Below are 14,467 nucleotides of genomic sequence, written 5' to 3'. Positions count from 1 at the left end.
TCAGCGAGAAGCCGGCGAGCTTCGCGTTGCCGGTGAGCGAGTCGGTGAACTTGGTCGAGAAGATCGTGATCGGCGCGAACGAGCCGAGCACCATGATCTCGCGGATACGTTCGTCGAACGGCAGCAGGTTCCACGCGGCGACCGCGATGATCGCGCCGAACACGGCGCGCCAGCAGATCACCTTCGCCAGTTCGATCTTGTCCTTGCGGTTGTCCGGCACCTCCATCATCAGTCCGATCATCGCCATCGTGCAGAACGCGTTCGCGTTGGCGAACGGCGTGATCAGCGTGACGATCGGCTGCGGGATCGTGATGTGCAGAAACATGAACACGAGCATCAGCATGTAGATGTCGAAGCTGATCGAACTCAGGAAGTCGCGCGCGATGTTGCGCAGCCGCAGGATCATCGGCAGCGACTTGAACCCGTCGTCCATGCCGAGCAGCGTGCGCGTGATCGTCAGCGACCCGGCCGTCGCGACTGTCGCATTGCCGATGTCGAGCATGATGATCGGCAGGCCGGCGGACGCGCCCATGAACGTCTGGACGACCGGCAGACAGAACGCGCCCAGGTTCAGGCCGGACGCGTTGAGCATCTGGAACGCGCGGTAGTTGCGTTCGTCGCCGCGCGAGCCGAAATAGACGACGAACAGCGGGATCGCGCAGGCGAAGAAGCCGAACAGCACGATCCACAGCATTTTCATGTCGTGCTTGTTGGTGGCGAACGACAGGATGATCGCGCACGGCAGGGTCAGGTTGAAGACGAGCCCCTGCGCCACCTTGTAGTCGCGGTCGCCGAAGACGTGGAGATGTTTGAGCGCGTACGCGCCGATGATGACGAGCAGCAGCGAACCGGCCTGGAAAATCATGATGCTTCTTCTTCGCGTTTCTTCTTGCGGATGTGTCTTGCGGTTGTATCCGGTGCACAGTCTAGGCGCGGGTGTGTTGCGCGTCGTGTTGCGTATTGCGGTGTGGGTGATGGCGGGCGTGCCGGGTGGCTGTTTGGCGCGGGGTGTGGGGTTGGTTTCTGGCTGTTTTGGGCTTTTTCCGACCGTTTTCTGGCCACAAGCCAACTGTCTCGCCATAAACCAACGCTGAGCCGTCGATTCGCGTTGGTTTGTGGAGGGTGACGGTGGGCTGGGTGGGTGTGATCGCCGAAAACCAACGGTGGCGGTGGGCTTGGCGTTGGTTTGTGGAGAGTGGCAGTGGGATGGGTGGATGTGATCGCCATAAACCAACGGTGGCGGTGGGCTTGGCGTTGGTTTGTGGAGGGTGACGGTGGGCTGGCCTTGGTGTGGGGTGCTGGATGCTGCGGACTGATCCGGCAGGATGCGAAACTTGAGTGGGTTGGGCTCAAGTTTTGGGAATAGAATGGGTTGCGGAACGGTTGAGCGTATCAGACAACGAACGTATGACCCGTGATCGTACGGCCGCGGAGTTCGCCTTGCCGATCGGCGGGGCGACGGCCCGGCCGGTGCGGTCGCGGATTGAAGACTTATTGGGAGGTTGATATGGAACAGAAGTTCACCACCATGGCCCAGCAGGTGATCGGCGACGCGATCCAGAGCGCGTCGGCCGCGGGCAACGCGCAGGTCGAGACCCTGCACGTCATGGACGCGCTCCTGCGTCAGGAGAACGGCGTCATCCAAGGACTCATCCAGGCCGCGGGCGGCAACCCGCAGGCCATCGGCGCGGCGGTACGCAACGCATTGGTCGCGCTGCCGAGCGCAAGCGGCTCGACCACGTCGCAGCCTCAGGCCAGCCGCCAGCTGACCGCCGCGCTCGCGCAGGCCGAGAAGGAGATGCAGGCGATGGGCGACGAATACGTCTCCACCGAGCATCTGCTCATCGGCATCGCGGCAAGCGCGCCGAACCAGTCGGCCGACATCCTGCGCCAGAACGGCGTGACTCCGGAGGCACTGCGCAAGGCCGTCCCCGGCATCCGCGGCGGTGCCAAGGTGACCAGTCCGGACGCGGAAGGCTCGTACAAGGCGCTCGAGAAGTACTCGACCGACCTGACCGCCGCCGCCAAGGAAGGCAAGCTCGACCCGGTGATCGGCCGCGATCAGGAGATCCGCCGCGTCATCCAGATCCTGAGCCGGCGCACCAAGAACAACCCGGTGCTGATCGGCGAGCCGGGCGTCGGCAAGACCGCCGTCGTCGAAGGGCTCGCGCAGCGCATCGTCGCCGGCGACGTGCCGACCACGCTGCAGAACAAGAAGCTGATCTCGCTCGACCTCGGCTCCATGGTGGCCGGCTCGAAGTACCGTGGCGAATTCGAGGGGCGCCTGAAGGCCGTGCTCAACGAGATCAAGAGCGCGAACGGCGAGATCATCACGTTCATCGACGAGATCCACACGATCGTCGGCGCGGGTGCCGCCGAAGGCTCGATGGACGCCGGCAACATGTTGAAGCCGATGCTGGCGCGCGGCGAACTGCGTCTGATCGGCGCGACCACGCTCGACGAATACCGCGAGAACATCGAAAAGGATCCGGCGCTGGAGCGTCGTTTCCAGCAGGTGTACGTCGGCGAGCCGAGCGTCGAGGACACGATCGCGATCCTGCGCGGCCTCAAGCAGCGCTACGAGGCGCACCACAAGGTGACGATCGGCGACGATGCGCTGGTCGCGGCCGCGACGCTGTCGAACCGCTACATCTCCGGCCGTCAGCTGCCTGATAAGGCCATCGATCTGGTCGATGAGGCGGCCGCGCACCTGCGTATGGAACTCGACTCCTCGCCGGAGGAGATCGACGAGCTCCAGCGCAAGGTGACGCGCTACGAAATGGAGGAGATGCAGCTCAAGAAGGCCGAGGATCCGGCCTCCAAGGAGCGTCTCGAGAAGCTGCAGGCCGAAATGGCCGACGCGCGCGAGAAGCTCGCCGGATTGAAGGCCCGCTGGGATGCGGAGAAGGCCGGCCACAACAAGGTCGGCGACCTGCGCGCCCAGATGGACGCGCTGCGCGTGAAGGCCGACAAGTTCACCCGTGAGGGCAACCTGGCCGAAGCGTCGCGCATCCTGTACGGCGAGATCCCGGCGATCCAGAAGCAGCTCGACGCGGCCGAGAAGGCCGACGCCGAAGACACTGCGAACGGCAACGGCAACAAGCCCGAGCCGATGGTCCCGGACCATGTCGACGCCGATTCCGTCGCCGGCATCGTCTCCGAATGGACCGGCATCCCCGTCGGCCGCCTCATGCAGGGCGAGAACGAGAAGCTCCTGCACATGGAGGAGTACCTCGGCAAGCGCGTGATCGGCCAGAAGGAAGCCATTCAGGCCGTCTCCGACGCGGTGCGCCGCTCGCGTGCCGGCATCTCCGACCCGAACCGTCCGACCGGCTCGTTCCTGTTCCTCGGCCCGACCGGCGTGGGCAAGACCGAGCTCGCCAAGGCGCTCGCCGACTTCCTGTTCGACGACGAGAAGGCCATGGTGCGCATCGATATGTCGGAGTACATGGAGAAGGCCTCCGTGTCCCGCCTGATCGGCGCCGCGCCGGGTTACGTCGGCTACGAGGAGGGCGGTCAGCTGACCGAGGCCGTGCGTCGTCGCCCGTATTCGGTGGTGCTGTTCGACGAGGTCGAGAAGGCCAATCCGGAAGTCTTCGACGTGCTGCTGCAGGTGCTCGACGACGGACGTCTGACCGACGGTCAGGGCCGGACCGTGGACTTCAAGAACACGATCCTGATCATGACCTCCAACCTGGGTTCGCAGTTCCTTGTCAATCAGGACATGGATGCGGACGCCAAGAAGAAGGCCGTGATGGACGCGGTGCACATGAACTTCAAGCCGGAGTTCCTCAACCGTCTCGACGAGATCGTCATGTTCCACCCGCTCACCCGCGAGGAGTTGGGCGGCATCGTGAACATCCAGGTCGCGCAGGTCGCGTCGCGCCTGACCGATCGTCGCATCCGTCTCGACGTCACCGACGCCGCGCGCGAATGGCTCGCGGACACCGGCTACGATCCGGCGTACGGCGCTCGTCCGCTGCGTCGCCTGGTGCAGACCGAAGTCGGCGACCAGCTGGCCCGCATGCTGCTGTCCGGCAAGGTGCACGACGGCGACACGGTGCTCGTCGACCAGACCGGCGGCGATCACCTCGAGCTCAACGCCATGCCGACCGACCCGGACGACGACGGCTCGGTCCACGTTGAGGACGTGAAGGCCGACTGATGCGCGCGGTGACCGTCGGCGCCCCGGTGCGATAGGGACGGCGGCATGACAAAAGGCCCGGAAGGGAACGTTCCCTTCCGGGCCTTTTCGCGTGTCGCGCGGACGGGCGCTACTGCTCGAGGAAGACCTGCGGGGCCTTCGCGAAGTTTTTCGCGCAGTGTTCTCCGCAGAAGTAGTACGTCTTGCCTTCGTATTCGCGGGTGATCGCGTCCGCGTTCACGGCGACGGTCATGCCGCAGACCGGATCGGTGGCGGTTTCGCCGTCGACGGGCGCGGCGTTCATGTGCATGTGGTGCATTTCCATGGGATGCTCCTTGCTGTTGCTGGTGGAATCGGTGGACATTGTAATGTCGGAACCGTGGGATAAACCGTCCGGTTCCAAGTGCGTGAGCGTGGTGCGTTCGTCGATGATGACCCGCGGTTCGCCGATGGTCGAAGAGGCGGTTCCGTTCGTATCGCCGCGACCGTTAGAAGGGCTGTTGGATAGACCGTCGCGTGTATGGCCGTCGTGCGCAGCCTCGTCTCCGGTCGGCATGACGGTCGGCATGGCGACCGCCATGGTGCCGTCGCCGATCCGCACGCCGTGCAGCCGGTTCGCGTTGAGCACCAGGCACGTCGAGCTCAGCGCCATCGCAAGCCCCGCGATCATCGGGCTGAGCAGCCAGCCGGTGAACGGGTAGAGCACGCCGGCCGCGATCGGGATGCCGATCACGTTGTAGCCGAACGCCCACGCGAGATTCTCGCGGATGTTGCGCATCGTCGCGTTCGACAGGTTGATCGTCTTGAGCACGCCGCGCAGATCGCCGTTCATCAGCGTCACGTCGGCCGACTGCATCGCCACGTCGGTGCCGGTGCCGATCGCGATGCCGAGGTCGGCCTGCGCGAGCGCGGGCGCGTCGTTGATGCCGTCGCCGACCATCGCGATCAGACCGTCCGGCACGTCGCCGATCGCCGGCCGACGATCGGCGTGCGTGAGATCGCGCGCAAGCTGCAGCTGACGGATCCAGTACGCCTTGCCGTCCGGCTTGACCTGTGCGATCACCGTGTCGATGCCGACCTCGCGGGCGATGCGCGCGGCGACGTCGGCACGGTCGCCGGACAGCATCACCGTGCGGATGCCGGCCGCACGCAGCGCGGCGACGGCCTCGCGCGAGCCGTCCTTGACCGGGTCGTGCTCGTAGCTCGGCTTGGCGTCGTTCGTGCCGTCGTCTGCGGGCGCGTCCATCACGCCGCGCGTGATCGTGCCGGTCTTGTCGAAGACGACCGTGCGGATCTCCCGCGCCTGCTCCAGCGCCTTCGCCGACGTGACGAGCACGCCGTTCGTCGCGCCCAGGCCCATCGCGGCCGTCACCGACAGCGGGGTCGCCAGTCCCAGCGCGCACGGGCAGGCGATGATGAGCACGCTCACCGCCGTCACCAGCGCATGTGCGAGCTTCGGCTCCGGGCCGACCGCCAGCCAGATCGCGAACGTCCACACGGCCACGATCATCACCGCAGGCACGAAGATGCGGGCGATTTTATCGGCCAGCTTCTGCACCGGGGCCTTGGTGGCCTGCGCGCGCGAGACCATCGCGATGATCTGCGCGAGCACCGTGTCGCCGCCCACCTGCGTGGCGCGCATAAGCAGATCGCCCTTGAGTACGACCGTCGCTCCGGTCAGCGACGTGGATTCGACGGGCGCGGTCGTTCCGTGATCGCCTGTTCCGTGATAGCCGCCGTCGTGCGTATGGTTGCGCGCGGCCTCGCGTACGGTCTCGCGTCCTGTCTCGGACGCGTCGATGCGCGCGGTTTTGACGACCGGCTTCGACTCGCCGGTGATCATCGACTCGTCCACGGTCGCCTCGCCGGCGACGATCTCGCCGTCGACCGGAATGCGCTCGCCGGCGCGTACGACCAGCAGATCGCCGGCCGTCACGTCGTCGATGTCGGTGTCGCGAACGTTTGCCGGATCACGCCATGCTGAGTGCGATGCCGCGCCGTTCGCGCCTTCCGGCAGCACGTGCGCGATGCGCGGGCGCAGCTTGATCAACGACTGCACGGCCTTGCCGGTGCCCTCGCGGGCCTTCGTCTCAAGCAGACGTCCGACCAGGACCAGCGTGATCACCACGCCGACCGACTCGAAATACGGCTCGCGCGAGCCCTCGGGGAACAGCGACGACATCACGCACAGCGCCAGACTGTACAGGTAGGCCGCAAACGTTCCCAACGTGACGAGCGAGTTCATGTCGGGCGCGCGATGGACGAGCGCAGGCCAGCCGACGCGATGGATCGGCGCGCCGCAGTAGAACATGACCGGCGTGATGAGCAGCGCCTGCAGCCACGGGTTCATCAGCCACATCGGCACCAGATCATGGCCGCCGGGCAGCAGCATCAGCATCATCGGCACGAACACCGGCAGCGTGAGCGCGGTGCCGATCGCGACGAGCCTGGTGAGCTGCCGGATCTCCTTGGCGCGCTCCTCGCTTTCGCGACGTTCCGCGGCGAGCGCGTCGGTCGGCGGCGTGGTCGTGCCATTGCGAACGGTGGCGGCATGGGTTTCCGTCATATCGTCGCGACCGTCGCGACCGTCGCGACCGTCGCGAACGTTGCGATCGTTGTCCGTGCCGGCGCCGTGCGGTCCGCCGGAGACGCCGGCGCTTGCGACTGCGCCCGTGCCGGCGTCCGCATCGTCGCCGTCCGTCACGCGCAGCAGTCCGTGCACCATGTTCATGCCGCAGGCGAACGGATAGTCGCCGGCCGGCAGTGCGGGCAGGTGCACGTCGGTGCACTGGTTGCCGGGCAGCATCGCGTCGAGCGCAAGGTCGCCGAACACGACGTGCGACGTGCATTCGCCGGTCTCCTGGCGGTCGAAGGTGAGCGTGATCGGCGTGCCGGCGCGCATGTCGACCACGGCCGGGGAGTAGCCGCCGCGCACGGTGATCGTCGCCGTCTGCACGCCGTTCTCCAGCGTGCCGGCGGTGCCTTGCTGCGGGGCGAAGAAGAACCGGATGATCAGCCATGTCAGTGCGGCGGCGATCAGCACCGCGGCCGCTATAAGAAAGATGTTGAATTCCATGATTGCTGCCTTCTCCTGCCGGTCTTCCTGCTGTTCCTGCTTCGTCTCTATCGTATCGCCGATCACCAGCATATACCCAATACCCCTATGGGGTATAATGGGTGTCGTGGTTGCGCTGACGGAAGAACGCGGCGGTGCAACGGCGGCGCGATACGGCGATGATACTGCGGCGATACGGCGATTGGGAGGTCGCGATGCATGGATATGGCGAGGACAAGGCGAAGGTGGTCGCGCGGCTGCGGCGGATCGAGGGGCAGATCCGCGCCGTGACGCAGATGGTGGAGGATGACCGATACTGCATCGACGTGCTCACGCAGATCTCGGCGGCGAATTCGGCGCTCAAATCGGTGGCGCTGCTGCTGTTGGACGATCATCTGAACCATTGCGTGAGGCAGGCCTCGGCCGAGGGCGGCGACGTGGCGGACGAGAAGCTGCGCGAGGCTTCGGCGGCGATCGCGCGCCTGGTGAAGTCGTAGCGGCGGTCGGTTGGCGGTTGGCGTCCGTTGTGACGCCGACTGTTGCGATGCCGGCTGCCGTGGCACCGGTCGTTACGGTACCGATTGTCTCGGAACCGGTGGCCGCGATGCGACACGCACGTCCGGCATCGTCCATGCCGTACGATTCACTAGAACATATGTTCGACAATATGGTGACGGTAGCTGCGATGATCGCGGTGATGATCGTGGCGGCGGCGATGGGGCTGGCCGCGGGATTCCTGATGGGCAGATCAAGGGGCCAGGAGATGGCGCGCAACGCTCGGCTCGAGGAGTTGGAGGCCGCGAAGGCGGGTACGGACGCGGCGCAGGAGCAGGTGGTGCGACTGACCGCGCAGGCGGCCGAGTTGCGCGGCCAGATCGACGGACTGACCCAGCAGCTCTCGTTCGCCAAGTCGCAGCTGGCGCAGGCGCAGCAGGCCGAGCAGGTGCGCATCCAGCACGAGCGGGACAGGGCCGCTTCCGAAGCCGAACGCGAGCGGCTGAAACAGGCCCGGTCGATGGAGGAGCAGAGCAAGGTGCTGTCCGCCTTGGCGCCGGTGCAGAAGAACCTTGATGCCCTGCAGGCCAAGGTCTCGCAGATCGAAGAGGGGCGCAAGCGAGAGATGGGTGCGCTCGGCGAGCAGCTCAAGGGACTGGGCGAGCAGCAGGCGCGGCTGGACCGCGAGACCAGTTCGCTGTCGGCGGCGCTGCGCAACAACAAGGTGCGTGGCGCGTGGGGCGAGGCGCAGCTGCGCAACATCGTCGAATCCGCCGGTCTGCTCGAACACGTCGATTTCGACACGCAGGTGGTCGTCACCGGTGCGGACGGGCGCATCCAACGGCCGGACATGATCGTCCATCTGCCCGGCGGCAAGACGATCCCGATCGACGCGAAGGTGCCATACGCTGACTATCAGCGGGCGTGCGAGATCCCGGAGACCGCGTCGCCGGAGGAGCTGGACCGCCGCGCCGACCTGCTGCGGGCGCATGCCAAGGCGCTGCGCGACCATGTGAAGACCTTGGGCGATAAGGCGTACTGGAACGCGTTCGACATCGCCCCCGACTTCGTGGTCGCGTTCATCCCGAACGAGGCGCTGCTGCAGGCGGCGCTCGAGGCCGATCCGACGCTGATGGACGATGCCTTCGCGCGCAAGGTCGCCCTGACCTCGCCGGTCACGCTGTGGGCGGTGCTCAAATCGGTGGCCTACGCTTGGCAGCAGCAGAGCCTGACCGACGACGCGAAGCAGCTGTTCGACCTGTCGCGCGAACTGTACGAACGGTTCGCGGTGCTGGGCGATCGCGCCACCAAGCTGGGCGTGGCCATCACCAAGACGGTCGGCGCATACAACCAGTTCGCCGCCTCGCTCGAATCGCGCGTGCTCGTCACCGCCCGCAAACTGCAGCGGATCGACGCCGGCAAGATCATCGAACCGGTCGACATGATCGACGCCGACAAGGCGGACGTGCGCGAGCTCACCGCCCCGGAAACCCAGCCCGATAGCGAATGACCGCGCGCGCGATACAGTGGTACCGGAAACGACATAAGCGAAACGGGACGTCCCAGACTCCCCGGAACAGATAGGCACAGGATATGACCGAAGAGAAATCCTTCCGCAAGACCGGAACCGCGTCCGTTGCGGGCGTCGACGCCAAGGACGCCGAGACCGCCAAGGCTCCCGACGGAACGCCGTTCGCGCTGCTCGACCCGCGCGACCAGCTCAAGCAGCTGTTGAAGGCCGAGCTGGACGGCAGGCCGTTCTGCGAGCTGTCGAACGTCACGTTCGACCATCGTGGCGCGGCGATCGTGGGGCATATCCTGCTCGACACGTTGGAGGAGCAGGGCTATTCGGTCGATGACTTCGACGCGGTGGGCGCGCTGACCGCCGCCGCCGTGCCGCTGGTCGAAGCGATGATCCTCGCGGCCGCCTCGCGCGGCGAGGACCTGAACGGCTTCGTGATGGACTTCGTGTATCCGTCGATCAAGGGGCCGTCGATCAAGGGCAAGCGCGTGGTGCTGCTCGACTCGTGGCTGTCGGAGAAGTCCTACGTGCAGACCTCGTCGCTGGTCACGCTGCGCAACGGCAACGAGCTGAGCCTCGACTTCGGCATCGTCGAGCACGAGGGAGCCGAAGTGGTCGCCATCGCCTCGCTCATCGGCGGCGTCGACATGGACAAGCCCACCGTCAAGGTCGTCAACCCGGTCAGCGACGAGACGCGCGAACTGCCGTTCGTCGAGGCCTACCACGAGTCCGAACTGCGCTGACCGGCCCCGGCGCCGGCCTGTACCGCCGCGGTACAGCCCGTGACGGTTTCCGTCGGCGGTCGAAAAACAGTCCTGCAACGATCGAGGAGTCCATTGCACACGCCCAATCCCGTTTCCCTTGCCGCCAAACTGTCCGGAGAACCCGAATTCCGCGAGATCGGCGTCGGTCCATGGGCGGAAACGCATCCCGGCGAGCCGCGTCCGGACGATCCGGCATCGCCGGGTTTCGACGCGCGCTTCGATACGCAGCTGCTCGACGACGGCGACCGGCGCAACGTGCTCGACCGGTACCGCTACTGGACGGTGCAGGCGATCCGAGACGATCTTGACGCGCGCGGACGCCACGACTTCGAAGTCGCCGTCGAAAACTGGACGCACGACTTCAACATCGGCTCGATGGTGCGCACCGCCAACGCGTTCACCGCGAGACGCGTCCACATCGTAGGCCCGCACAAGTGGAACCGCAAGGGCGCGCTGATGACCGAACTGTACCAGCACGTCGAATACCACCCGTCCATCGATGAACTCGTCGAATGCTGGCGTCACCGCATCGCCGGCGAAATCGCATACGAACGCGCGCAGGCCAAGGCCGCCGCGATCCGGGCGCATACGATCGCGGCGCAGACCGGAGCCATGCAACCCGGCGATGCGGCATCCGCGGTGGACGCCGTACGCGAGGCGACCGCCGACATCGCCCGCGCCGACGCGCGCATCCGCGAACTCGAGGAGTCCCGTATCATCGCGCTCGACATCATCCCCGGCGCGGTGCCGATCGAAACGTACCGGTTCCCCAAGCGCTGCCTGATGCTGTTCGGCGCGGAAGGCCCGGGCCTGAGCCAAAAGGCGCTCGATCTGGCCGACGACGTCGTCTACATCTCGCAGTTCGGCTCCGTGCGGTCCATCAACGCGGGCGCCGCGGCGGCCGTGGCCATGCACGGCTACATCGCCCAGCACATCTGAGACGCGACGCCGCAAGAAGCGTCGCGTCGGTCCGAACGCGGCCGGCAGCATGACCGGAAGCGTGACCGGGCGTGTCACAAACGGCTCGTATAGTAAGGCGCATGCCTACATTCACACGTGAAGAAATCGAGCATTTGGGCGATCTGGCCCGAATCGCGCTCACCGACGAGGAGATCACCCGCCTGCAGGGCGAGCTGAACGTCATCGCCGACTCCATCAACAAGGTGCAGGAAGTCGCCTCCGACGACGTGCCGCCCACCGCCAACCCGATCCCGCTCGAGGCGTACCTGCGCCCCGACGTGCCGGAAACCCCGCTCACGCAGGCCGAGGCGCTCGCCGGCGGTCCGAGGACCGAGGCCGGCATGTTCGTCGCACCGCGAATCCTGGGAAGCGAGGAGTGAGAACCGTTATGACGCAAGCAACCAACGAACTGGTCAAGCTGTCCGCCGCCGAGATGGCCGCCAAGGTCAAGGCCGGCGAGGTCTCCAGCCGCGAGCTGGTCGATGCGCATCTCGAGGTCATCGAAGCCGCCGAGCCGAGCATCAAGGCCTTCCTGAAGGTCTCCGGCGACGTGGCCCGCGAGCAGGCCGACGCCTTCGACGCGAAGAGCGCCGAAGAGAAGGCGCAGCTGCCCGAGCTGGCCGGCGTGCCGATCGCCATCAAGGACATGATCGTCACCAAGGGCATCGAGACCACCGCCGCCTCCAAGATCCTCGAAGGCTGGGTGCCGCCGTACGACGCCACCGTCATCGAAAAGCTCAAGGCCGCCGGCATGCCGATCCTCGGCAAGACCAACCTCGACGAATTCGCGCAGGGCTCCTCCACCGAGCACTCCGCCTACCAGACCACCCACAACCCGTGGGACACCGAGCGCGTCCCCGGCGGCTCCGGCGGCGGTTCGGCCTCCGCGGTCGCCGCGTTCGAGGCGCCGCTGGCCCTCGGCACCGACACCGGCGGCTCCATCCGCCAGCCGGGCGCCCTGACCGGCACCGTCGGCGTCAAGCCGACCTACGGCGGCGTCTCCCGCTTCGGCGCGATCGCCATGGCCTCCTCGCTCGACCAGATCGGCCCGGTCTCCCGCACCGTGCTCGACTCCGCGCTCCTGCAGGAGATCATCGGCGGCCATGACCGCCGCGACTCCACTTCCATTCCGGAAGGCCCGCGTCCGATGGTCGCCGCCGCCCGCGAAGGCGCCAAGCGCGACCTCAAGGGCATGAAGGTCGGCCTCATCAAGGAACTCGGCGGCGACGGCTTCCAGCCCGGCGTCGAGGCCCGCTTCAACGAGGCCGTCAAGAAGCTCGAGGAGATGGGCGCCGAGGTCGTCGAGGTCTCCTGCCCGCACATCGGCTACTCGCTGGGCGCGTACTACATCATCATGCCGTCCGAGGTCAGCTCCAACCTGGCCCGCTACGACGGCATGCGCTACGGCCTGCGCGTCATGCCGCCGGCCGGTGTGCCGCAGACCGCCGCGAACATGATGTCCTACACGCGTGAGGCCGGCTTCGGCGACGAGGTCAAGCGCCGCATCATCCTCGGCACCTACGCGCTGTCCGCCGGCTACTACGATGCCTGGTACGGCTCCGCGCAGAAGGTCCGTACGCTCATCATCCAGGACTTCCACAACGCCTTCCAGCAGGCCGACGTGCTCGTGGCCCCCACCAGCCCGTCCACCGCGTTCAAGTTCGGCGAGAAGATGGACGACCCGCTGGCCATGTACATGAACGACATTGCCACCATCCCGGCGAACCTCGCCGGCGTGCCGGCCATGTCCATCCCGGCCGGCCTGTCGGACGACGGCCTGCCGGTCGGCTTCCAGTTCATCGCCCCGCAGCAGCGCGACGAGGTCATGTACAAGCCGGCCGCCGCGCTCGAAGCCGCGCTCGAAGAGGATTGGGGCGGCCCGATCTGGCAGTCCATGAAGACCCCGTGGCTGAACGCCGCCGAGTAAGGCATCGGAAGAAAGAGAACAAGCACCATGGCTGAAAAACTGATGAAGTACGCCGATGCCACCAAGAAGTACGATGTGGTGTTCGGTCTGGAAACGCACGTCGAGCTGTGCACCAAGACGAAGCTGTTCTGCCCGGCCGAAGTCCACTTCGGCGGCGAGCCGAACACGCAGCTGACCCCGGTCAGCCTCGGCCTGCCGGGCAGCCTGCCGGTCGTCAACAAGACCGCCGTCGACTACGCGATCAAGCTGGGTCTCGCCCTGCATTGCGAAATCGCCGAGTGGAGCCAGTTCGCCCGCAAGAACTACTTCTACCCGGACATGCCGCGCGACTACCAGATCTCGCAGTACGACAAGCCGACCAACGGCAACGGCTACCTCGACGTCGAGCTCGAGGACGGCACCGTCTTCCGCGTGCCGATCGAACGCGCGCACATCGAGGACGACGCCGGCAAGAACACGCACGTCGGCGGCGCCGACGGCCGCATCGAAGGCGCCGACCACTCGCTGGTCGACTACAACCGCGCCGGCGTGCCGCTGATCGAGATCGTCACCAAGCCGATCGAAGGCGCGGGCGACCGCGCCCCGGAGATCGCCGGCGCGTACATGCGCGCCATCCGCGACATCGTGCGCGCGCTCGGCATCTCCCACGCCCGCATGGAGCAGGGCAACATGCGTGCTGACGTGAACGTCTCGCTGCGCCCGTCCGCCGACGCCCCGTACGGCACCCGTTCGGAAACCAAGAACGTGAACTCGTTCCGCGGCATCGAAAAGACCATCCAGTACGAGATCCGCCGTCAGGCCGCCCGCCTCGACGAAGGCAAGGACATCCTGCAGGAGACCCGCCACTGGGACGAGGCCACGCAGACCACGGCCGGCGGCCGCGTCAAGTCCGACGCCGACGACTACCGCTACTTCCCGGATCCGGACCTTGTGATGCTGCACATCACCAAGGAGCACATCGCCGAGATCGAATCCCAGATGCCGGAGATGCCGCGCGAACGCCGCAACCGTCTCAAGGCCGAATGGAACCTGACCGACGTGCAGATGCGCGACATCCTCAACGCCGACGCCCTCGACTTGATCGAGGACACCGTCCAGGCCGGCGCGACCGCCGCCGGCGCCCGCAAGTGGTGGTTGGGCGAGCTTTCCCGCGAAGCCAACGCGAAGGGCGTCAGCCTCGAGGAGCTCGACATCACCCCGGCCGACGTGGCCGAGGTCGAGAAGCTCATCGCCGACGGCAAGCTCAACGACAAGCTGGCCAAGCAGACCGTCTCCGGCGTGCTCGCCGGCGAAGGCACCCCGGCCGAGGTCGTCGCCAAGCACGGCTACAAGATCGTCGAGGACACGGGCGCCATCGAAGCGGCCGTCGACGCGGCGTTCGAAGCGAACCCGGACGTGGTCGAGAAGCTCAAGAGCGGCAACATGAAGCCGATGGGCGTCATCATCGGCGCGGTGATGAAGGCCACGCGCGGCCAGGCCGACGCGAAGGCCGTCACCAAGATCGTGATGGGCAAGATCAAGGACTGAACCGTGAAACGGACAGTCCGGTGGATTGTCCGTTGTTGCAGGACTGAGCAAGGCCGTAGGCCGTAGCCAAGCT

10 protein-coding genes are annotated in these 14,467 nt (G+C 66.4%); 8 read left to right on the top strand and 2 right to left on the bottom strand.

Annotated elements, in window-relative coordinates:
- Positions 1 to 865: AEC family transporter (locus JS533_RS09530; protein ID WP_241514182.1), on the bottom strand; the 865-nt coding region annotated here is incomplete at its 3' end.
- 642 nt (positions 866 to 1,507) lie between these two features.
- On the opposite strand from JS533_RS09530, the gene clpB reads away from it, so the two are divergent.
- Positions 1,508 to 4,165, top strand: a complete 2,658-nt coding sequence (clpB, locus tag JS533_RS09525; RefSeq protein ID WP_241514181.1) for an ATP-dependent chaperone ClpB — start codon at positions 1,508 to 1,510, stop codon at positions 4,163 to 4,165.
- A 109-nt stretch (positions 4,166 to 4,274) separates the two neighbouring features.
- On the opposite strand, the gene JS533_RS09520 is transcribed toward clpB, so the two are convergent.
- Positions 4,275 to 7,220: an HAD-IC family P-type ATPase gene (locus JS533_RS09520; protein WP_241514180.1), complete on the bottom strand. Its 2,946-nt coding sequence runs from the start codon at positions 7,218 to 7,220 to the stop codon at positions 4,275 to 4,277.
- A gap of 194 nt (positions 7,221 to 7,414) precedes the next feature.
- Here JS533_RS09520 and JS533_RS09515 point away from each other — a divergent pair, with 194 nt between their 5' ends.
- The 7 genes from JS533_RS09515 to gatB all read left to right on the top strand — a co-directional run bounded on the left by JS533_RS09515 (position 7,415) and on the right by gatB (position 14,394).
- Positions 7,415 to 7,696 (top strand): metal-sensitive transcriptional regulator, encoded by a 282-nt coding sequence (locus tag JS533_RS09515; RefSeq protein ID WP_241514184.1) that lies wholly within the window; start codon positions 7,415 to 7,417, stop codon positions 7,694 to 7,696.
- A gap of 158 nt (positions 7,697 to 7,854) precedes the next feature.
- Positions 7,855 to 9,204 (top strand): DNA recombination protein RmuC, encoded by a 1,350-nt coding sequence (locus tag JS533_RS09510; RefSeq protein ID WP_241514179.1) that lies wholly within the window; start codon positions 7,855 to 7,857, stop codon positions 9,202 to 9,204.
- A gap of 83 nt (positions 9,205 to 9,287) precedes the next feature.
- Positions 9,288 to 9,959 (top strand): orotate phosphoribosyltransferase, encoded by a 672-nt coding sequence (locus JS533_RS09505; RefSeq protein WP_241514178.1) that lies wholly within the window; start codon positions 9,288 to 9,290, stop codon positions 9,957 to 9,959.
- A gap of 93 nt (positions 9,960 to 10,052) precedes the next feature.
- Positions 10,053 to 10,919 carry a TrmH family RNA methyltransferase gene (locus JS533_RS09500; protein ID WP_241514177.1) on the top strand — a complete coding sequence of 289 codons (867 nt, stop codon included), beginning with the start codon at positions 10,053 to 10,055 and terminating at the stop codon, positions 10,917 to 10,919.
- A gap of 101 nt (positions 10,920 to 11,020) precedes the next feature.
- Complete coding sequence (gatC, locus tag JS533_RS09495) at positions 11,021 to 11,320, top strand: Asp-tRNA(Asn)/Glu-tRNA(Gln) amidotransferase subunit GatC (protein WP_241514176.1); 300 nt, start codon at positions 11,021 to 11,023, stop codon at positions 11,318 to 11,320.
- An 8-nt stretch (positions 11,321 to 11,328) separates the two neighbouring features.
- On the top strand, positions 11,329 to 12,867 hold the full coding sequence (gene gatA, locus JS533_RS09490; protein WP_241514175.1) for an Asp-tRNA(Asn)/Glu-tRNA(Gln) amidotransferase subunit GatA: 1,539 nt from the start codon (positions 11,329 to 11,331) through the stop codon (positions 12,865 to 12,867).
- 27 nt (positions 12,868 to 12,894) lie between these two features.
- On the top strand, positions 12,895 to 14,394 hold the full coding sequence (gene gatB / locus JS533_RS09485) for an Asp-tRNA(Asn)/Glu-tRNA(Gln) amidotransferase subunit GatB (protein WP_241514174.1): 1,500 nt from the start codon (positions 12,895 to 12,897) through the stop codon (positions 14,392 to 14,394).
- Positions 14,395 to 14,467 lie beyond the last annotated feature (73 nt).

The organism is Bifidobacterium amazonense, assembly GCF_018555435.2.
Classification (GTDB): domain Bacteria; phylum Actinomycetota; class Actinomycetes; order Actinomycetales; family Bifidobacteriaceae; genus Bifidobacterium; species Bifidobacterium amazonense.
Note: the sequence above shows the minus strand (reverse complement) of the source record. Positions and strands in the feature narration are given on the sequence as shown.